This is a genomic window from Shinella zoogloeoides, assembly GCF_033705735.1.
GTDB lineage: Bacteria > Pseudomonadota > Alphaproteobacteria > Rhizobiales > Rhizobiaceae > Shinella > Shinella zoogloeoides_A.
In genome coordinates this window covers 57,569-76,186 of sequence record NZ_CP131131.1, presented here as the reverse complement: position 1 = coordinate 76,186, position 18,618 = coordinate 57,569, and the positions used below count along the sequence as shown (strand labels likewise).

Here is an 18,618-nt window from a genome sequence, read left to right as displayed (position 1 = left end):
TCATGGCCGGCACGTCCTCCGAATCCCAGTACGTCACCTTCTCCCTCGACAACGAGGTCTTCGCGGTCCCCGTCTCGGTGGTCCGGGAAATCCTCGATCATGAGGAAGCCTTCAGGATCCCGCATGGGCCGGACTATCTGCTCGGGCTCCGGGACGTGCGCGGCCAGGGCGTGCCGGTCATCGATCTACGTCTCCGTCTCGGCATGACGAAGACGGAGAGGACGCCGCACACGCGCGCGCTCGTGCTCGACGTGCCGATCGGCGAGAAGACCCTGACGCTCGGCCTCGTCGCCGACCGCGTCTACGAGGTCATTCCCTTCCGCGCGGAGGAGATCGAGGGTGCGCCGGACATCGGCGTGCGCTGGCCCTCCGACTACATTGCCGGTGTCGTGCGCCGCGATGGCGGCTTCGTCGTCATCGTCGATCTCGCCCGCCTCTTCTCCAGCGCGGAAGTGGCGATGATGGGAACGGCGAACCGCCTCGCCGCGACGGCGTAATCTCGAGGAGACGGGTGTGGGAGCAGCATTGCGGGCGCAGGCGGGCGAAGACGGCTTGAGCAGCCGGAATTTCGAGGCCCTGTCGCGATATATCTACGACTATAGCGGCATCAAGATGCCGATCACCAAGCTGACCATGCTGGAGGGCCGCCTACGGCGACGCCTGCGGGCCACCGGCATCCCCAGCTTCAACGCCTATTGCGACTATCTCTTCAAGCATGGCGGCATCGAGAAGGAAGCGATCTTCCTGATCGACGCGGTGACGACCAACAAGACGGACTTCTTCCGCGAGCCGAAGCATTTCGACTTCATGGAGCGGACCGGCCTGCCGGAGCTGGTCGCGGCCGGGCACAAGCGGCTGCGCCTGTGGAGCGCCGCCTGCTCGATCGGCGCCGAGCCCTATACGATGGCGATGGTCATGCAGGATTTCGCCGATGCCACATCCGGCATCGACTACCGGATTCTCGCGACGGACCTTTCGACCGATGTGCTGGCCGCCGCCCGCCGCGGCGTCTATCCGCGCGACATGGTCCAGCCCGTGCCGGCCGAACTCCAGCGGCGCCACGTGATGATCTCGCGCGATGCCGCGCGCGGCGAGGTGCGCATCCATCCCCGCCTTCGCTCGACCATCGGCTTTGCCCGCATGAACCTCATGGACGGCGCCTACAAGGTGGGCGAGCCGATGCACATGATCTTCTGCCGCAACGTGCTGATCTATTTCGACAAGCCGACACAGGCGAAAGTGCTGACACGGCTCTGCGATTGCCTTGTCCCCGGCGGTTTCCTCTATGTGGGCCATTCCGAAACGGTCACCGGCATTCCCCTGCCGGTGCGCCAGGTCGCCAACACGGTTTTCAAGAAGATCTGATGCCCCTTCCGGCCAAGAAAATCCGCGTTCTCATCATCGACGACTCGGCGAGCGTGCGCCAGGCGCTGACCCATGTGCTGGAAGAGGACCCCGAGATCGAAGTGATGGGCGCGGCCTCCGACCCCTTCATGGCGGCGAAGAAGATCCAGGAGGAGCTGCCCGACGTCATCACGCTCGACGTGGAAATGCCGCGCATGGACGGCATCACCTTCCTGCGCAAGATCATGTCGCAGCGGCCGATCCCCGTCGTCATGTGCTCCTCGCTGACGGAAGAGGGCTCCGAGACGCTGATGCAGGCGCTGGAAGCCGGCGCCGTCGACATCATCCTCAAGCCGAAGATCGGCGCGGCCGACCATCTTGCCGAATCCGGCACGCGCATCCGCGAGGCGGTCAAGGGCGCGGCCGTCGCCCGCCTCGGCGCGAACCGGCGCAGCGCCGCGGCAAGCGGGCCCACGGCCAAGCTCACCGCCGATGCCGTGCTGCCGCCCCCCTCCGGCCGGGCCATGGCCAAGACGACGGAAATGGTGGCCTGCATCGGCGCTTCCACGGGCGGCACGGAAGCGCTGCGCGTGCTGCTCGAACAGTTGCCGGCCAATTCGCCGGGCATCGTCATCGTCCAGCACATGCCGGAAAAATTCACCGCCGCCTTCGCCAAGCGGCTGAACAGCCTTTGCGAGGTGGAAGTCAAGGAAGCGGCGCACGGCGACCCCGTGCTGCGCGGCCATGTGCTGATCGCCCCCGGCGACCGGCACCTGATGCTGGAGCGGCAGGGCGCGCGCTACCATGTCGCGGTGCGCGAGGGGCCTCTCGTCTCCCGCCACCGGCCATCCGTTGACGTGCTCTTCCGCTCGGCGGCCCGCGCCGCGGGCGCCAACGCCATGGGCGTCATCATGACCGGAATGGGCGACGACGGCGCGCGCGGCATGGCCGAGATGCACCAGGCGGGCGCCTATACCGTTGCGCAGGACGAGGCGTCCTCCATCGTCTTCGGCATGCCGAAGGAAGCGATCGCCCATGGCGGGGTCGACAGGATCCTGCCGCTCGACCAGATCGCCCGCGAAATCCTCGCGGCGGACCGGCGCAGATAGGGCATTTTCATCCACCATTAACCATGATGGGCGAAAGTGGCGAAGCACCATGCGAAGGTGCCTGCCCGAGCGATGACCGGCTCGACGAACCGATCCGGAGAAGCCCATGCCCGTCATCACCTTCGCCAATACCAAGGGCGGCGCCGGCAAGACGACGGCGGTGCTGCTGCTCGCCACCGAGCTTGCCCGCCTCGGCTTCCGCGTCTCGGTGCTCGACGCCGATCCGCAGCACTGGATCACCCGCTGGTACGAGACGTCGCAAAGCGCGCTCGGCAAGCTGACCGTGGTGCCCTACGTCACCATGAACTCGATCGACCGGCAGCTCACCGAGGAGAAGACGCGCGCCGATTTCGTGCTGATCGACCTGCCGGGCTCGCGCTCCTCGCTGCTCGCCAAGGCGGTCGGCCATGCCGACTATGTGCTGATCCCCGTGCAGGGGTCGGCCATGGACGCCCAGGGCGGTGCCAATGTTATCGAGCTCCTGCAATATCTCGAGGACAAGGCCGATATCCGCATCCGCCATTCCGTCGTGCTGACGCGCGTCAACTCGATGGTGACGACGCGCGCGATGAACGCCGTCAAGGACCTGCTCGCCGCCCGGCGCGTGCACCTTCTCGAAACGCCGATCATCGAACGCTCCGCTTTCCGCGACATGTTCGGCTGCGGCGGCACGCTCTATTCGATGGATGCGCGCCGCGTCAGCAATCTGGACAAGGCCCAGGAGAATGCCCGCGCGCTGGCGCTGGAAGTGCTGCAGCAGATACCCGCCGCGCGACATGCCGGCATTCCGGGCCTTCGCAACGTCGCCTGAGGCACCGCTTCCTTTCGGCGTTCCCGCCTTCCACGCTTCTGCACCCGTCTCTACCGACAGGATGGATGCTCGGGTCAAGCCCGAGCATGACGAGGGAGAGGTAGGGCATAATGACGGAGAGCAGGGACACATCCGCCAAACCCGGCCCGCCAGCGTTCGAACTGTTCTTTGAGAAAACTCAGGTCCAGAAGCGGAAAAGCCTGCCGCGGGAGGAGGTGCGGCAGGCTTTCCGATAGAACCGAATGACGACTGGGAGGAGGAGTGTCGTCATTCCCGCAGTCGGCCCTGGGAGGAGGAGTAGGCCTTCTGCATCCATCGAAGCTTCGTGGGAGGAGGTACGTTGCTTCGATAAGTGTGACTATATCCGATTCCTGATTATTTCATAGGCACCGTTTTGCAATGCAGCTATGCGTTATGCGCGTAACGTATATCTCAATTCCGTTGAATTAAGTCTCGCCGAGGTGATTCGTTCGCACATGCAAAAACGCCCGCCGGAAGGCGGGCGTTTTTGAAATCTTGCCTTGCGGCGTCGGTCAGAAGCCGACGGCGGCGCGGGCGACAGCCTTGATTTCCGAACGCTCGATGCCGAGGTCGCGCAGTTCGCGAGCGGACATGCGGTCGAGTTCGTTGACGGTCTGACGGTACTTGCGCCAATTGTTGAAGGAACGTGCCATGTTCATGATGATCCCCTTTCGTAGGGCTCTCTGTTCGGCACCGGTCCGTGGCGCCGCGTCTTTCGATGGCCGCCTTGTACCGTCATGCTGCGCTGCGGAAAAGCGCGAAGCTGACACGTCACCCATGCAGTGAATGCATGGGTGAGTAAGGTTTCATTAACGAAGCAGCTATGCGGCGCGCGCGGCCTGCTCCTCGCGCAGGAAGGCGGTGAAGCGCTTCAGGCCCTCGCGCAGGATCGCTTCGCCATTGGCGTAGCCGATGCGAAGATAGCCTTCCATGTCCATGGCGCTGCCGGGTGTCAGCATGACGCCGGTGCGCTCCAGCAGCCTGGTGCAGAAGGCTTCGGAAGTGAGCGGGAGGTCGTATTTCAGGAGCGCGGTCGTGCCGGATTTCGGCTTCACCCAGGAAATCAGCGGCTCGCCCTCCACCCATTCGGCGAGGATGGCAAGGTTGCGCCGGGTGATCTCATGGCTGCGCGCAAGAATCTTGTCGCGATTTTCCAGCGCGATGGCTGCGAAATGGTCGTCCAGCATGCCGACGCTGATCGTGTTGTAATCGCGATGGATGGAAACCTTGTGAAGCAGCGCCTTCGGCCCGACGATCCAGCCGAGGCGGAGGCCCGCCAGCGAATAGGTCTTCGACATGCTGCCGGTGCTGATGCCCTTTTCATAAAGATCGGCGATGGAGGCCGTCATGCCGTCGCCCTGCTGGTCCGTGCCGCGATAGACCTCGTCGCAGAGGATCCAGGCGCCGCAGCCGCGCGCGATCTCGACGACCTGCGAGAGGAAGTCGCGATCCATCAGCGAGCCGGTCGGATTGTTGGGGTTGTTGAGGCAGATGAGCTTCGTGCCGGGCGTGGCAAGGCGGCGCAGCTCGGCAAGATCCGGCAGGAAGCCGTGCTCGGGCGTCAGCTTGAGAATGCCGACATCCGCCCCGAAGCTTTCGGGGATCGAATAGTGCTGCTGGTAGGTGGGCAGGACCGAGACGACGCGGTCGCCGGGCTCCACCAGCGTCTCGTGCACCAGCGCATTGGCGCCGATCGCGCCATGGGTGACGACGACATTCTCGATCGCCTGCTTCTCGTAAAGGCCGGCGATCTGTCCGCGCAGCCGGTCGCTGCCCTCGATCGCGCCGTAGGTAAGCTTCATCGGCAGCAGCTCGGACAGGATGTCGTCGCGCTTGCCGGCCATGTCGAGCAGCTCGGCGACCGTCAGCGATTCGACGCAGGTTTCCGCGAGATTGAGCTCGCAATGGTTTTCATAGCGGTTCATCCAGATCTCGACGCCGAAATCGCGTATCTTCATGGCGGGGTCCTTTCGGGTTAGAAAGCGAAAAGCGGGCAGCAGCCCTTCGACACGAACGATAGAGCAGTATATTGCACAGTCAAGAACGCAGCGACGTCCTCGCCCATGTCTCGGGCAACCTGCGCCGCCTCAGGCAGGCAGCGGGTCTCAGCCAGGCGGCACTGGCGGAAGCCTCCGGCATCAGCCGCCGCATGATCGTGGCGCTCGAGGGAGGCGACGCCAATATCAGCCTCTCGAGCCTCGACAAGCTTGCCGCGGCGATGGGCGTCGGCTTCGTCGATCTCGTGCGCGATCCCGCCCGGGCGCCATCCGCTGAGATCAACGAGGTGACGTGGCGGGGAAAGCATGCCGAAAGCACCGCCGTCCTGCTCGGCTCCGCGCCGGCAACGGTGGAGGCGCAGATGTGGCTCTGGTCGCTCGGCCCCGGCGAGCGCTACGAGGCGGAGCCGGACCCGGCCGGCTGGCACGAGATGGTGCTGGTGACGGAAGGCACCCTGCGGCTCGAACTTTCGGGTTCGGTGAAGGACTATCCGGCGGGCAGCTTTGCCGTCTACGGCACCGACCGGCCCTATGCCTATGCCAATCCCGGCGACGTGCCCGTGCGTTTCGTGCGCAACGTCATCGCCTGACCGTCAGCCGGCCAGCAGCCGCCAGCCGATGCCGGCCAGCGCCGCAAGGCCGAGCGTCAGCAGCACAGACGCCTTCAGCCGGAAAAGCGCGAAGGCGGCCGCGGCCGCCAGCAGCGCCGAGGGCAGGACGATCGTCGCAAGGACGGGCAGTTCGATATGGAACGGGCCAGCGGCCAGCACAGTCACCCGGCCGAACAGCGTGTGAATGACGAACCAGACGGCAAGATTGAGGATGACGCCGACCACCGCGGCGGTGATCGCCGACAGGGCGCCGGAAAGGGCGGCATTGCCGCGCAGCTTCTCGATGAAGGGCGCGCCGAGGAAAATCCACAGGAAGCAGGGAACGAAGGTGACCCATGTGGTGAGGATCGCGGCAAACGTCGCGGCCACCATCGGATCGAGGCTGCCGGGATCGCGATAGGCTCCGAGAAAGCCAACGAATTGCAGCACCATGATCAGCGGCCCCGGCGTCGTTTCCGCCATGCCGAGCCCGTCGAGCATCTCGCCCGGCCTCAGCCAGCCGTAGTGCTGCACGGCCTCCTGCGCGACATAGGCAAGCGCCGCATAGGCCCCGCCGAAAGTGACGACCGCCATCTTGCTGAAGAAGATGCCGATCTCGGTGAAGACATTGCCGCCGCCGGCGAAGATCGCGATGAGCGCGACCGGTCCGAGCCAGAGGCCGAGAAGCGCCGCCGATATCTTCAGCGACCAGAGGAGATCGGGGCGGGCATGGGCCGGCGTCCCTTCGCCGAGAAGCGAATCGCGATCCTGCAGCACGGCTCCGCGCGCGGCCGCGTGGCCGGAGGCGGTGCGGAACAGGCGCGATCCCGACCGCGACCCGGCATAGCCGACGATGGCGGCAACGAGGATGATGAGCGGGAACGGCACCTTGAAGGCGAAGATGGCGATGAAGGCGCCGGCAGCAATGGCGATCATCGCCGGATTGACCAGCGCCCGGCTACCGATGCGGAACACCGCCTGCACCACCACGGCCAGCACCGCCGCCTTGAGGCCGAAGAACAGCCCTTCGACGACGCCGGCATCGCCGAAGATCACATAGACATAGCTGAGGGCGAGGATGGAAAGGAAACCCGGCAGGATGAAGAGGAGGCCGGCGACCAGCCCGCCCCAGGTGCGATGCATCAGCCAGCCGATGTAGACGGCAAGCTGCTGCGCCTCCGGCCCCGGCAGCAGCATGCAATAGTTGAGCGCATGGAGAAAACGGCTCTCGCCGATCCAGCGCTTCTCGTCGACGACGATGCGGTGCATGACCGCGATCTGCCCCGCCGGCCCGCCGAAGCTGAGCGCCGCGACCCGCGCCCACACGCGCAGCGCCTCGCCGAAGGAAACACCGTGGCCCTGCCGCGCGTCCGTATTTGCAGGCGCGGTCATTGTCTCATCCATCGAATGTCCTCTCCCCGTCGAACCGGCCCGCTACATGGCCTCTTCTTATGACACGGATTCGACAGCCGCTCCTCACCTTCGCCATTTCAAAAAAGAGGTGGCGCCGGACTGGCGTTCGGCTAGGGTCGCACCACCGGCCGGGGGCACCGCTTTCAGGGACTGTCGGAACTGGTCGCGGACGAGTCGCAGACAGGCTGCACTGGCGTCGAGCGAGGCCCTAAAATCGGGCGCAATTTCTCATCGGGGTCTATCAGCATGGCAGAGTTTCCGCAAAAGGCGAAGGTCGTCATCATCGGTTTGGGTGGCATCGTGGGCGCGTCCATCGCCCACCATCTCATCGAGCGCGGCTGGGACGATATCGTGGGCATCGACAAGTCGGGCATCCCGACCGATATCGGTTCGACGGCGCATGCCTCGGACTTCTGCTACACGACCAGCCACGACTATCTCTCGGTCTGGACGACCCAGTATTCCATCGATTTCTACGAGAAGATGGGCCACTACGCCCGCATCGGCGGCCTCGAAGTCGCCCGCACGGGCGATGACGCATGGATGGAGGAGATCAAGCGCAAGCTTTCCTCCGCCCGCGCCTTCGGCACGCGCGCCCGCTCGGTCTCGCCGTCCGAGATCAAGGAAATGTTCCCGCTGATCGAGGAAGACCAGGTGCAGGGCGGCCTGTTCGATCCCGACGCCGGCCTCGTCATCCCGCGTTCGCAGACCGTCGCGGGCAAGTTGGTCGATGCCGCCGAGAAGTCCGGCAAGCTGCAGGTCTACGGCAACACGCCGGCCACCGCGCTCATCGTCGAGAAGGGCCGCATCAAGGGTGTCGTCACCCATCGCGGCACGATCATGGCCGACCATGTCATCGTCTGCGCCGGCATCTGGGGCCGCCTGATCGCCGAGATGGTGGGCGAGGACCTGCCGGTCATGCCCGTCGACCATCCGCTGACCTTCTTCGGCCCGTACAACGAATTCGAAGGCACCGGCAAGGAAATCGGCTTCCCGCTGCTGCGCGACCAAGGCAATTCGGCCTATATGCGCGACACGGGCGACCCGAAGACCACCGAGGGCGGCCAGATCGAATGGGGTTATTACGAGACCACCAATCCGCGTCTCTGCCATCCGCGCGACATTCTTGAAAAGCACGAGGCGCGCCTGTCGCCCTCACAGCGCGACCTCGACATGGAACAGATCCTCGAGCCGCTCGAAAAGGCCATGGAGCTGACGCCGATCCTCGGCGAACTCGGCTATAACGAAGGCCATTCCTTCAACGGCCTGCTGCAGGTTTCCGCCGGCGGCGGCGCGTCCTGCGGCGAGAGCCAGAAGGTGCGCGGCCTGTGGTACTGCGTCGCCATCTGGGTGAAGGACGGTCCCGGCTACGGCAAGCTGATCGCCGACTGGATGACGGACGGCCGCACCGAGATCGACCACAACTCCATCGACTATTCCCGCTTCTATCCGCACCAGCTGGAAGAGAAGTTCATCGAGGGCCGCACCTACGAGGCCGCCCAGAAGATCTACTTCCCGGCCGTGCACAACCGCGAGCCCTATGCCTCGGGCCGCGGCGTCAAGCGCTCGCCCTTCTACGAGCGCGAGATGGAGCTCGGCGGCTACTTCATGGAACTCGGCGGCTGGGAGCGTGCGCATGGCTACAAGGCCAACGAGCACCTTCTGGAGAAATACGGCGACCGCGTGCCGGTGCGCGAAAACGAGTGGGACAGCCGCCACTTCTGGCGCGTCTCCAATGCCGAGCACCTGGCGCTGAGCGAGGATTGCGGCATCATCAACCTCTCGCACTTCCACATGGTCGATATCGAAGGTCCCGACCATGTCGAGCTCTTGGAATGGCTCTGCGCGGCAAAAATCGGCGGCGATGGCAATATCGGCAAGGGCATCTATACCCACTTCCTCGACGACGAGGGCATGGTGCGCGCCGACTTCACCGTCTTCCGCATGGCCGACCGCTGCCGCCTCGTCAACGGCGCCGATGCCGGCCCGCGCGACTTCCACTACATGAAGCGCGTCGCCGAGGATCGCGGCCTCGACGTCACCATCACCGACACGTCGGAGAAGTTCATCACCATCGGCATCTGGGGTCCGAACGCCCGCGAGAACCTGAAGAAGGTAGTCGCCGATCCCGATGGCCTGAACGTCGAGAACTTCCCCTTCGCCGCGATCAAGCAGATCGAGATCGCCGGCAAGACCGTCACCGCCTTCCGCATCTCCTATGTCGGCGAGCAGGGCTGGGAACTGCACATGAAATACGAGGACGGCCTTGCTGTCTGGGACGCGCTGCGTTCCACCGGCGTCATGGCTGTCGGCGTCGAGACCTATGCCAACTCGCGCCGCATGGAAAAGAGCCTGCGTCTCCAGAACGCCGACCTTCTCACCCAGTACAACCTCATCGAGGCGGATCTTGCCCGCCCGAAGGTCAAGGAAGCCGATTTCCGCGGCAAGGCGAAGCATCTGGAATACAAGGCGCGCGACCACCAGCCCGCCATGCTCTGCACGCTCGTCATGACGGAGAATACGGACAAGAACGGCGTCAAGCGCTACCCGCTCGGCAACCTGCCGGTCGTGGACCCGGCCACCGGCGAAATCCTGATCGACGACCTCGGCCGCCGCTCCTACACCACCTCCATCGCCTTCGGCCCGACCATCGGCAAGAACATCGCGCTTGCCTACCTGCCGCATGCCTATTGCCAGGAAGGCCGCAAGCTCAACATCGAATATTTCGACGAGAGCTACCCGGTCGAGGTGGTCAGCATCGGCTACAAGCCGCTTTACGATCCCGAGAACCTGAAGCCGCGCACGTAAGCGGCCTCACATCAAACGAAAGGGCGTGCCGGTGGAAAGCCGGCACGCCTTTTTCGTTTGCGAAGACTTTGACCGTCCATTCACTTCAAGCACGCCCTCTCCTTCGTTACCCTCGGGTCAAGCCCGACCATGACGAAGGAGAGATTATCGCATCACCGCGCCGTTCTCCGCGACCAGCCGGCCTTCCTTGAAGACCCGCCGGCCTTTCGGCACCGCGACAACCGCCTCCGGCACATGTTCGGCGGCGAGCGTCACGAAGTCGGCCTTGGCGCCAAGCGCGATGCCGTAGCCTTCGAGGCCGAGGGCCTTTGCGCCCGCTGCGGTGACGATATCGAAGGCGGCGGCGAGGTCTTCGTCCGTGTAGAAGCCGGAGCGGTAGCCGATCATCATGGCGCGGCCGAGCATGTCGCCATCGCCGTAAGGCCACCAGGAATCGCGGATATTGTCGTTGCCGGCGAAGACGTTGACACCCTCGGCGCGCAGAAGCGCGACCGGCGGGAAGGCATGGTCTCCGGGCGCGTTGGTCATGATCGAGACGCCGGCGGCGGCGATCTTCGCACCGATGCGGCGGGCGGCATCCCGGTCGAGATTGCCGAGACCGTAGGCGTGGCTGATCGCGACCTTGTGCTGCATGCCGAGCGCCACCGTGCGGGCACAGATTTCCTCCACCGTGAAGGCGCCGAGCGTGCCGAAATCATGGAGATGGATGTCGACCCCGACGCCATGCTTTTCCGCGACGCCAAAGACGACGTCGAGATGGCCCTGAAGATCGCGGTCGAAGCTCGCCGGATCGAGGCCGCCGACGAGATCGGCGCCCATGGCGATGGCCTCGTCCAGAAGCTCCGGCGTGCCAGGGCTTTTCAGGATGCCGCTCTGCGGGAAGGCGACGAGCTGGATATCGATGATGCCGCGATATTCCTCGCGGACCTTCAGGATCGTTTCCAGCGACTTCAGCCCGACGGAGCCGTCGACCATGACATGGCTGCGCATCTGGAGGGAGCCGTTGGCGACGCAAAGCTCGAGCTGGTTGCGGGCACGCTCGTCCATCGGCGCGGCCTGCGCCATGTTTTGCGCCTGGAAGGCGACGCGCTCATGCACATCGAAACCATTCGTGCAGGGTTTGTGCGGGATCCATTTGTCGCCGTAGAAGCTCGTGTCGAGGTGGATATGACCCTCGACGAAGGCCGGCACCAGCAGCGCACCGGCAATGTCGATCTTCCGCGCCGCATCCGACGTCGCGCCGGCCGGCGCGATCGAGACGACGCGTCCGTGCACGACGCCGATATCCTTCAGCGAGCCATCGGCCAGCTTCGCATTGGTGAAAAGAGTTTCCGTCATCTCGCGTCTCCATCATGCGCGACCGGGCCTGCCCGATGGGAGCAAACCATATCGCACACAATTAGACGCGAAAATCGTATACAGTCAATAGGCCGCGGCAACGGCCGGCGAACCGAGCACCACGATGGGCGTGCCGTTCTGCACGCGATTGTAGAGGTCGACGACGTCCTGGTTCATCATGCGCACGCAGCCGGACGAGACGGACTTGCCGATGGTCCACCATTCCGGCGAGCCGTGAATGCGGTAGAGCGTATCCTCGCCGTCGCGGAAGATATAGAGCGCACGGGCACCGAGCGGGTTCTTGAGGCCGGGCTCCATGCCGCCGTTGCGGGAGCTGTAAGGCTCCAGCTCCGGCTGGCGGCCGATCATCTCGTCCGGCGGCGTCCAGCGCGGCCATTCGCGCTTGTACTGGATGACGCCGCGGCCGGCCCATTCGAAACCGGCGCGGCCAAGGCCGACGCCATAGCGCATGGCTTGCCCATCCTCATAGGTGAGGTAGAGGAAATGGCTCGCGGTATCGACGACGATCACGCCGGGGCGCTCGCCGGTGGGGTTCGGCACCATCTGGCGGTAGAAGCGCGGATCGATCTTCTGGTAGGGGATGGCCGGCAGCGGAAACTGCTCGTCGGGCTTCGGCCCGTACATGGCGGCGTAGATGCTGGTATCGACCGGCTCGGGCTCGACGGCCACCCTTTCGCGAACGGGCACCGAGGTGCAGCCGGCCAGAACGGTGGTTGCCAATCCTGCGCTGCCGAGCAGGAAGGACCGGCGGGTTACGCTTTCACCAGTCAATACATGTCCTCACACATCAATCGTCATAGGGATCGGCAAGAGCGGCTTCGGGCCGGCTGACCGGGTATTTCGTCCGCGAGATGCGCGCGGCCATGCCCTTTGCCCCCTCCTGCTTGAGCAGCGAGCGGAAGCTCGGATGCATGCCGCCGTCCGAATAGGAGAAACTGGAAACCGGCGCGGCGCCTGCAAAAGCCGCATCCAGCTTCTTTTGTTCCGCACCGATCTTCGCCATCAGATCATTGTCGGCGCCATCGACAGTGGCCGGGCACTGCGCCAGCGGATCGCTCGGCTCGCCGGTCGCGAATTCCTTGTTGAAGACGTAGCGGCCGCCGCAGACGGAGACTTTCGGCTGGCGCTTGGTGAAGGCGAAAGCGTCGTAGCCCTCTTTCAGGGTGCGCCAGAAGGGCATGTTCGGGTCGCCCTTGTGCTTGGCCATGTTCTCCGTGGTCATGCGGAAGGGATAGGCCTGCACCTGGAAGCGGTCCTGCCCGCTCTCCAGCGCCTTCTGCACGATGGCGTAGATCTCGCCGACGCCCTGGTCCGTCATGGCGTAGCAGCCCGAGGACGAACAGGCGCCATGCACCATCAGCGCCTCGCCCGAATAGCCGAGCGCCGATTCCAGCCTGTTCGGATAGCCGAGGTTGAACGAGACGTAATATTGCGAATTCGGATTCAGCATGCCGGCGGAGACATGGTAGAAGCCTTCCGGCGCCTGCCGGTCGCCGCTCTTCGTCTTGGGCCCGAGCTTTCCGGACCAGCGGCACATCGGATAGGTCTTGAAGAGCGCGTATTTGCCGCTCGTATCGACCTTCCAGACTTCCAACTCGCTTTCCTGCTTGAAGATGCGCACGAGCACGGGGCTCTCCGGGCGCATCTTCTTCTTCGACATCTCGGCTTTCACCTTGTTGGAAAGCTTCGGCGCCTCGGCGAGCGAAGCGACGTCCATGGCCATGCAGCCGGCGAGCAGGCCGCCGGCGACGGTCGCAGCGGCCAAGCGCGCGAGAAGCGGGAGACGCAGGCGGGCAGTTTCAAGAGAAAGACGGTGGCGAAGCGCAAACATGGGTCGTTTTCGGTTTTTCGGGGTCCGTGGTGCGCCGCAGTCCCCGCGGCGCGTCTCGGTTCAGAGTCCAAGCGATTGCTTAGAACTTCGTTAATCTTACGGCCTTCATCGGCCCTCGCGCGGCGTCATGCCTCAGTTTTCACCCCGAATCCGGGGCTGCAGTTCGGCTGGAGCTTAAATCCTCAAGCCCCTTGAGCTTCAACCCCAGCTTTGCGGCTTTCTTTCGACCTGACATCACGGCGCGAACACAATATCGTCAGACGCTTGCGCCGGGCCGCTCTACCGAGAGAAAACTTGATTTGCGACGGCGCCCGCCACATCTCTTGGTGGGCTCATTGAAGAGGCGAATGCTATGCTGACGATCGGCGATCTTTCCAGGGAAACGGGCGTCAAGGTTCCGACCATCCGCTACTACGAGCAGATGGGCCTGCTTTCCCATGCCGAACGTTCCGAAGGCAACCAGCGGCGCTATTCCAGCGAGGAGCGCGACCGGCTCGCCTTCATCCGCCATGCCCGCGACCTCGGCCTCACCATTGACGCGATCCGCGAGTTGATCGACCTCAGCCAGCACCCCGAGCGCCCCTGCCACGACGCCGACCGCATCGCCGCCGAGCAGCTTGCGACCGTGCGGCGCAAGATCGCCCGGCTGCGCAAGCTGGAGGCGGAGCTGGAGCGCATCACCAGCCATTGCCACTCCGACCAGATCAGCGATTGCTACGTCATCCGGGCGCTGGCCAACCACGACCTCTGCACCGACGATCACGACTAGAGCACGTCCGGTGGACTCCGGTTCTCCGAACGTGTTCTAGATTCTTGTTTTTATCGCATTATCCGACGCCGAAGCGATTTCGCTTCGGCTGGAAATGCTCTAGGACGCGGCCAGCAGCTTCAGTTTCTGCAGCTGGTTTTCGCGCGGCTCGTGCATGTCGAGCATGCCTTGCAGGCGGCCGTCGGCGCGGATGAGGAAGAGCCCCGCCGTATGCTCCATCGTATAGCTGTCGGACGCCGTCGGGACCTTCCGATAGAAGGCAGAGAACGCATCCGCCGCCGATTTCGTCTGCGCGGCATCGCCGCGGAGCGCGACGATCCTCGGGTCGAAGGACGTCATGTAGAGCTTCAGCAAATCCGCCGTATCCCGCTCGGGATCGATGGAGACGAAGAGCGGCGTGATGCGATCGGCCGCCGGGCCGATATCCTTCAGGAGCGCCGACAGCTCGAAGAGCGCGGTCGGGCAGACATCCGGGCAATGGGTGAAGCCGAAGAAGACGAGATAGGGCTTGCCGGCAAGATCGGCCGAGCGGAAGGGATCTCCGTCGACCGTCTGCAGGGTGAAGGCGCGCTGTTTCGGCTGGTCCTGGCGCGGGGCGAGGACCGCGGTCAGCACGCCTGCCGCCGCGGTCCCCATGAAGAGAGCGATGAGGGTGCGCCGCTTCATCCCTTGATGGACCTCAGGAGGCGCAGGGCGTTCATCGTGACGAGCACAGTGGCGCCGGTATCGGCGAGGATCGCCGGCCAGAGGCCGGTGATGCCGACGATGGTGGTGACCAGGAAGACACCCTTGAGGCCGAGGGCGATGACGATGTTCTCCGTGATGTTGCGCATGGTGCGCCTGGAAAGATCCGTCATCAGCGCGACGTCGCCGACGCGGCCGTGCAGGATGGCGGCATCCGCCGTTTCCAGCGCCACGTCCGTGCCGCCGCCCATGGCGATGCCGATATTGGCGGCCGCGAGCGCCGGGGCGTCGTTGATGCCGTCGCCGATCTTGCCGACGACGAAGCCTTCGCGCTGGAGTTCGCCGACGATGCGCTGCTTGTCCTCGGGCATCAGCTCGGCGCGGACCTCGATACCGAGTTCGGCGCCGACGGCTTTGGCCGTGCGGGCATTGTCGCCGGTCAGCATGATCGTCTTGATACCGGCGTCGCGCAGGGTCTTCAGGCCGGCGGCGGCATCGGCGCGCGGCTCGTCGCGCATGGCGATGGCCCCGGCGAGAACGCCGTCGACGATCAGCATGGAGACAGTCTTGCCGTCGTCGTTGAGCGCCGTGGTAGCGGCTTGTACCTCCGGCGAGAGCGTGACGCGATCGGCGGCAGCCTTGGGCGAGCCGAGGAAGATGTCCTTGCCCTCGACGGTGGCGGTGACGCCCTTGCCGCCCAGCGCACGGGAGCCGGTGGCGACCGGGGGAACGACGCCGTCGTCGGCAGCCTTGCCGAGAATGGCGAGGGCCAGCGGATGGCTGGAGCCGACCTCCAGCGCGGCGGCGAGGCGCAGGACCTCAGCCGCCGGCTGGGAGAAGGCGACGATGTCGGTGACGACAGGCTTGCCCTCGGTCAAAGTGCCGGTCTTGTCGAAGGCGATGGCGGTGAGCTTGCCGAGGCCTTCCAGCACCGCGCCGCCCTTCATGAGCAGGCCGCGCCGCGCGCCGGCCGAAAGCGCGGCGGCGATGGCGGCAGGCGTGGAGATGACCAGCGCGCAGGGGCAGCCGATCAGCAGGACGGCAAGGCCCTTGTAGACCCATTCGCTCCAGATGCCGCCGAAGAAGAGCGGCGGGATGACCGCGACGAGCGCGGCGACGACGACCACGCCGGGCGTGTAATATTTGGAGAAGCGGTCGATGAAGCGCTCGGTGGGGGCCTTCGATTCCTGCGCTTCCTCGACCAGCTTGATGACGCGGGCGATGGTGTTGTCGGATGCGGCGGCGGTGACGCGGATGCGCAGGGCGGCATCGCCGTTGACCGTACCGGCGAAGACCGTGTCGCCGACTTCCTTGCGCACGGGCGTGCTTTCGCCGGTGACGGGCGCTTCGTCGATGGCGCTTTCGCCCTCGATGATCGTGCCGTCGGCGGAAATGCGGTCGCCCGGACGCACGAGGATAACGGCACCGACGGCAAGCTGCTCGGCCGGCACTTCCTTCGTGCGGCCCTCCCCTTCTTCCAGAAGCGCGGTCTTGGGCACGAGGGCGGAGAGCGAGCGGATGCTGTCGCGCGCCTTGCCGGCGGCAACGCCCTCCAGCAGTTCGCCGACGAGGAACAGGAAGACGACGGCGGCCGCTTCCTCCGTGGCGTTGATGATGACGGCGCCGACGGCGGCAATGGTCATCAGCATCTCGATGGAGAAGGGCGTGCCGGCGAGCACCGCCATGATGGCGCGGCGGGCGATCGGCACGAGACCGACGAACATCGCGATGATGAAGGCATAGGTCTCGATCGCCGGGAAGAGATGGCCGATACCGTAGGCGACGACCAGCGATGCGCCGGCGAGAATGGTGAGGCGGCCCTTCTTGCCTTTCCACCACGGGCCTTCCGATGGGCCGTGGTCGTGCCCATGCAGCCCTTCGATGGCGGCTGCTTTCGGCTTGGCGTCGTGGTCGTGGCCGGCGTGATCATGGTCGTGGTGGTCGTGATCATGTGCATGGTCGTGATCGTGCCCATGATTGCAGCCGGGGCCGTGCACATGCTTGCCCGCCGGCTTTTCCGCTGCCACTGCCGCGCCCGGCGTCACCGTATAGCCGAGGCCGGAGACCTTGCGGCGGATCGCCTCCAGGTCACTCGTCACGTCGTGCTGCACGCGCATCGTCCCGGCTGTGACGGAAACGGAAACGTCCGCGACCCCCGGCATGCGGCGCACGGCCGTATCGATCTTGCTGGCGCAGGAGGCGCAATCCATGCCCTCCACCCGGAAACGCGTCTCTTTCACATCCGACATCGCATAATCCTCTTCAGTCTGTTGAGGATGTTCTACGACCTCTAGCGACTAGAGGTGCAAGTACCGATTTCGAAAAAAATCGGCCAAAGTACCGCATTGAATTCTGCGGCCGGCCTGTGCTAGAGAGCGCCCACTTATTGCAGGTTTCATCTGCTGGTTGGGGAGGACGCCATGTCTTGCGACGCCCTCTTCCAATCGGGGATGGGCTCGGTAGATGCCCCCCGAACGGAAGAACGCTTTACGATGCGTGCCATCGCGGCACGGTCTGGCTTAGACGCCGTTACGCCCGACGCCTCCGTGCGGCCGGCGAAGACACCGCGCCTGCCCGTCCTCCATTTCACCCGATACCTTGACCGTGCGAACAGCGCCAGGGCGCTGTCACATCGCCGTGTCCGGACGACGATACCGTAACAGACGGTTCCTTTCCTGAGCCCACGCGGAGCGGGAGGCTGACGCCTCTTCTGCCGCGATTCCTCGCGTTCCGGCGCTGCCGGCGCGCGATCCACAGCAAGAAGACAGGTCCTCCATGTCCCTGAACACGCCCTACTATCTGATCGACAAGTCGAAGCTTCTCGCCAACATGGAAAAGATCGCACTGCTGCGCGAGATTTCCGGCGCCAAGGCGCTGCTGGCGCTGAAGTGCTTCGCCACCTGGTCGGTCTTCGATTTCATGCGGGACTACATGGACGGCACCACCTCCTCGTCGCTGAACGAGGTGCGCCTCGGCCACGAGCGCTTCGGCAAGGAAACGCACGCCTATTCCGTCGCCTATGCCGATTACGAGATCGACGAGGTCATCAGCCACGCCGACAAGATCATCTTCAACTCTGTCAGTCAGCTCGACCGCTTCTCGGACAAGGCTTCCGGCATCGTCCGTGGCCTGCGCCTCAATCCGGGCATCTCCTCGTCGAGCTTCGACCTTGCCGACCCCGCCCGCCCCTTCTCGCGCCTCGGCGAATGGGATGTGAAGAAGGTCGAACCGGTCATGGACCGCGTCTCGGGCTTCATGATCCACAACAACTGCGAGAACGGCGATTTCGACCTCTTCGACCGCATGCTCGGCACCATCGAGGAGAAGTTCGCGCCCCTCCTGAAGAAGGCGGAATGGGTGAGCCTCGGTGGCGGCATCCACTTCACCGGCGCGGACTACCCGCTGGAAAAATTCGCCGAGCGGCTGAAGCGCTTTGCCGGCGAATACGGCGTGCAGGTCTATCTGGAGCCGGGCGAAGCTTCGATCACCAAGTCCACTTCGCTTGAAGTGACCGTGCTCGACACGCTCAACAACGGCAAGGACCTCGCCATCGTGGACTCATCCATCGAGGCGCACATGCTGGACCTGCTGATCTACCGCGAGAGCGCCAAGCTTTCCCCGAACACCGGGCCGCACCGCTATATGGTCTGCGGCAAGTCCTGCCTTGCCGGTGACATCTTCGGCGAGTTCAATTTCGAGCAGGAACTGAAGGTCGGCGACCGCATTTCTGTCCAGGACGCCGCCGGCTACACTATGGTCAAGAAGAACTGGTTCAACGGCGTGAAAATGCCGGCGATCGCCATCCGTGAACTCGATGGCAGCATCCGCACCGTCCGCGAATTCGATTACGCGGACTACGAAACAAGCCTTTCCTAATCCCCC

General features: G+C 64.6%; 16 protein-coding genes. 8 read left to right on the top strand and 8 right to left on the bottom strand.

Going from position 1 to position 18,618, the window contains the following annotated elements; all coding sequences use genetic code 11:
- The first annotated feature begins 2 nt into the window (after positions 1-2).
- The 4 genes from ShzoTeo12_RS17815 to ShzoTeo12_RS17800 all read left to right on the top strand — a co-directional run bounded on the left by ShzoTeo12_RS17815 (position 3) and on the right by ShzoTeo12_RS17800 (position 3,264).
- Complete coding sequence (locus ShzoTeo12_RS17815) at positions 3-497, top strand: chemotaxis protein CheW (protein WP_119254344.1); 495 nt, start codon at positions 3-5, stop codon at positions 495-497.
- Positions 498-513: 16 nt separating this feature from the next.
- Positions 514-1,365 carry a protein-glutamate O-methyltransferase CheR gene (locus ShzoTeo12_RS17810; protein WP_318913282.1) on the top strand — a complete coding sequence of 284 codons (852 nt, stop codon included), beginning with the start codon at positions 514-516 and terminating at the stop codon, positions 1,363-1,365.
- Positions 1,365-2,453, top strand: a complete 1,089-nt coding sequence (locus ShzoTeo12_RS17805; protein WP_119254342.1) for a protein-glutamate methylesterase/protein-glutamine glutaminase — start codon at positions 1,365-1,367, stop codon at positions 2,451-2,453. Before ShzoTeo12_RS17810 ends, ShzoTeo12_RS17805 begins: the two co-directional genes overlap by 1 nt.
- 106 nt (positions 2,454-2,559) lie before the next feature.
- Positions 2,560-3,264, top strand: a complete 705-nt coding sequence (locus tag ShzoTeo12_RS17800) for a ParA family protein (protein ID WP_318913280.1) — start codon at positions 2,560-2,562, stop codon at positions 3,262-3,264.
- A gap of 533 nt (positions 3,265-3,797) precedes the next feature.
- On the opposite strand, the gene ShzoTeo12_RS17795 is transcribed toward ShzoTeo12_RS17800, so the two are convergent.
- Positions 3,798-3,944: a DUF1127 domain-containing protein gene (locus ShzoTeo12_RS17795; RefSeq protein ID WP_119254340.1), complete on the bottom strand. Its 147-nt coding sequence runs from the start codon at positions 3,942-3,944 to the stop codon at positions 3,798-3,800.
- 162 nt (positions 3,945-4,106) lie between these two features.
- The gene (locus tag ShzoTeo12_RS17790; protein ID WP_318913278.1) at positions 4,107-5,243 is read right to left on the bottom strand and encodes an aminotransferase; all 1,137 of its coding nucleotides are present in this window, start codon (positions 5,241-5,243) and stop codon (positions 4,107-4,109) included.
- A 71-nt stretch (positions 5,244-5,314) separates the two neighbouring features.
- On the opposite strand from ShzoTeo12_RS17790, the gene ShzoTeo12_RS17785 reads away from it, so the two are divergent.
- Positions 5,315-5,872, top strand: coding sequence for a helix-turn-helix domain-containing protein (locus tag ShzoTeo12_RS17785; protein ID WP_318913277.1), 558 nt, complete (start codon positions 5,315-5,317; stop codon positions 5,870-5,872).
- Between the two features lie 3 nt (positions 5,873-5,875).
- Here the strand turns inward: ShzoTeo12_RS17785 and chrA are convergent, their stop codons facing one another.
- Positions 5,876-7,276, bottom strand: a complete 1,401-nt coding sequence (gene chrA / locus ShzoTeo12_RS17780) for a chromate efflux transporter (protein ID WP_413251177.1) — start codon at positions 7,274-7,276, stop codon at positions 5,876-5,878.
- Positions 7,277-7,531: 255 nt separating this feature from the next.
- On the opposite strand from chrA, the gene ShzoTeo12_RS17775 reads away from it, so the two are divergent.
- On the top strand, positions 7,532-10,093 hold the full coding sequence (locus ShzoTeo12_RS17775) for an FAD-dependent oxidoreductase (RefSeq protein ID WP_318913274.1): 2,562 nt from the start codon (positions 7,532-7,534) through the stop codon (positions 10,091-10,093).
- Between the two features lie 144 nt (positions 10,094-10,237).
- On the opposite strand, the gene ShzoTeo12_RS17770 is transcribed toward ShzoTeo12_RS17775, so the two are convergent.
- From ShzoTeo12_RS17770 to ShzoTeo12_RS17760, 3 genes are all read right to left on the bottom strand, one after another.
- Positions 10,238-11,431, bottom strand: a complete 1,194-nt coding sequence (locus ShzoTeo12_RS17770) for an amidohydrolase family protein (RefSeq protein WP_318913272.1) — start codon at positions 11,429-11,431, stop codon at positions 10,238-10,240.
- 84 nt (positions 11,432-11,515) lie between these two features.
- Positions 11,516-12,223 (bottom strand): L,D-transpeptidase, encoded by a 708-nt coding sequence (locus tag ShzoTeo12_RS17765; protein ID WP_318913271.1) that lies wholly within the window; start codon positions 12,221-12,223, stop codon positions 11,516-11,518.
- A 16-nt stretch (positions 12,224-12,239) separates the two neighbouring features.
- Entirely contained in the window at positions 12,240-13,175 is a 936-nt protein-coding gene (locus tag ShzoTeo12_RS17760; RefSeq protein WP_413251195.1) for a L,D-transpeptidase family protein, read from the bottom strand.
- 460 nt (positions 13,176-13,635) lie between these two features.
- Here ShzoTeo12_RS17760 and ShzoTeo12_RS17755 point away from each other — a divergent pair, with 460 nt between their 5' ends.
- A complete protein-coding gene (locus ShzoTeo12_RS17755; RefSeq protein ID WP_318913267.1) occupies positions 13,636-14,052 on the top strand; it encodes a helix-turn-helix domain-containing protein in 417 nt (138 codons plus the stop codon).
- Between the two features lie 99 nt (positions 14,053-14,151).
- On the opposite strand, the gene ShzoTeo12_RS17750 is transcribed toward ShzoTeo12_RS17755, so the two are convergent.
- Positions 14,152-14,718: an SCO family protein gene (locus ShzoTeo12_RS17750; RefSeq protein ID WP_318913266.1), complete on the bottom strand. Its 567-nt coding sequence runs from the start codon at positions 14,716-14,718 to the stop codon at positions 14,152-14,154.
- Positions 14,715-16,985 carry a heavy metal translocating P-type ATPase gene (locus tag ShzoTeo12_RS17745; RefSeq protein WP_318913264.1) on the bottom strand — a complete coding sequence of 757 codons (2,271 nt, stop codon included), beginning with the start codon at positions 16,983-16,985 and terminating at the stop codon, positions 14,715-14,717. Before ShzoTeo12_RS17745 ends, ShzoTeo12_RS17750 begins: the two co-directional genes overlap by 4 nt.
- Before the next feature lie 526 nt (positions 16,986-17,511).
- On the opposite strand from ShzoTeo12_RS17745, the gene ShzoTeo12_RS17740 reads away from it, so the two are divergent.
- Positions 17,512-18,612, top strand: coding sequence for a carboxynorspermidine decarboxylase (locus ShzoTeo12_RS17740; protein WP_318913263.1), 1,101 nt, complete (start codon positions 17,512-17,514; stop codon positions 18,610-18,612).
- The last annotated feature ends 6 nt before the right edge of the window (positions 18,613-18,618 follow it).

Bases quoted from the DNA above. Each gene is read 5' to 3' on its own strand.
- ShzoTeo12_RS17815 (WP_119254344.1), top strand. From the start codon at position 3: ATGGCCGGCACGTCCTCCGAATCCCAGTACGTCACCTTCTCCCTCGAC.
- ShzoTeo12_RS17805 (WP_119254342.1), top strand. From the start codon at position 1,365: ATGCCCCTTCCGGCCAAGAAAATCCGCGTTCTCATCATCGACGACTCG.
- ShzoTeo12_RS17795 (WP_119254340.1), bottom strand. From the start codon at position 3,944: ATGAACATGGCACGTTCCTTCAACAATTGGCGCAAGTACCGTCAGACC.
- ShzoTeo12_RS17750 (WP_318913266.1), bottom strand. From the start codon at position 14,718: ATGAAGCGGCGCACCCTCATCGCTCTCTTCATGGGGACCGCGGCGGCA.
- ShzoTeo12_RS17790 (WP_318913278.1), bottom strand. From the start codon at position 5,243: ATGAAGATACGCGATTTCGGCGTCGAGATCTGGATGAACCGCTATGAA.
- ShzoTeo12_RS17740 (WP_318913263.1), top strand. From the start codon at position 17,512: ATGTCCCTGAACACGCCCTACTATCTGATCGACAAGTCGAAGCTTCTC.
- ShzoTeo12_RS17760 (WP_413251195.1), bottom strand. From the start codon at position 13,175: ATGGCCATGGACGTCGCTTCGCTCGCCGAGGCGCCGAAGCTTTCCAAC.
- ShzoTeo12_RS17755 (WP_318913267.1), top strand. From the start codon at position 13,636: ATGCTGACGATCGGCGATCTTTCCAGGGAAACGGGCGTCAAGGTTCCG.
- ShzoTeo12_RS17775 (WP_318913274.1), top strand. From the start codon at position 7,532: ATGGCAGAGTTTCCGCAAAAGGCGAAGGTCGTCATCATCGGTTTGGGT.
- chrA (WP_413251177.1), bottom strand. From the start codon at position 7,276: ATGGATGAGACAATGACCGCGCCTGCAAATACGGACGCGCGGCAGGGC.
- ShzoTeo12_RS17745 (WP_318913264.1), bottom strand. From the start codon at position 16,985: ATGTCGGATGTGAAAGAGACGCGTTTCCGGGTGGAGGGCATGGATTGC.
- ShzoTeo12_RS17800 (WP_318913280.1), top strand. From the start codon at position 2,560: ATGCCCGTCATCACCTTCGCCAATACCAAGGGCGGCGCCGGCAAGACG.
- ShzoTeo12_RS17770 (WP_318913272.1), bottom strand. From the start codon at position 11,431: ATGACGGAAACTCTTTTCACCAATGCGAAGCTGGCCGATGGCTCGCTG.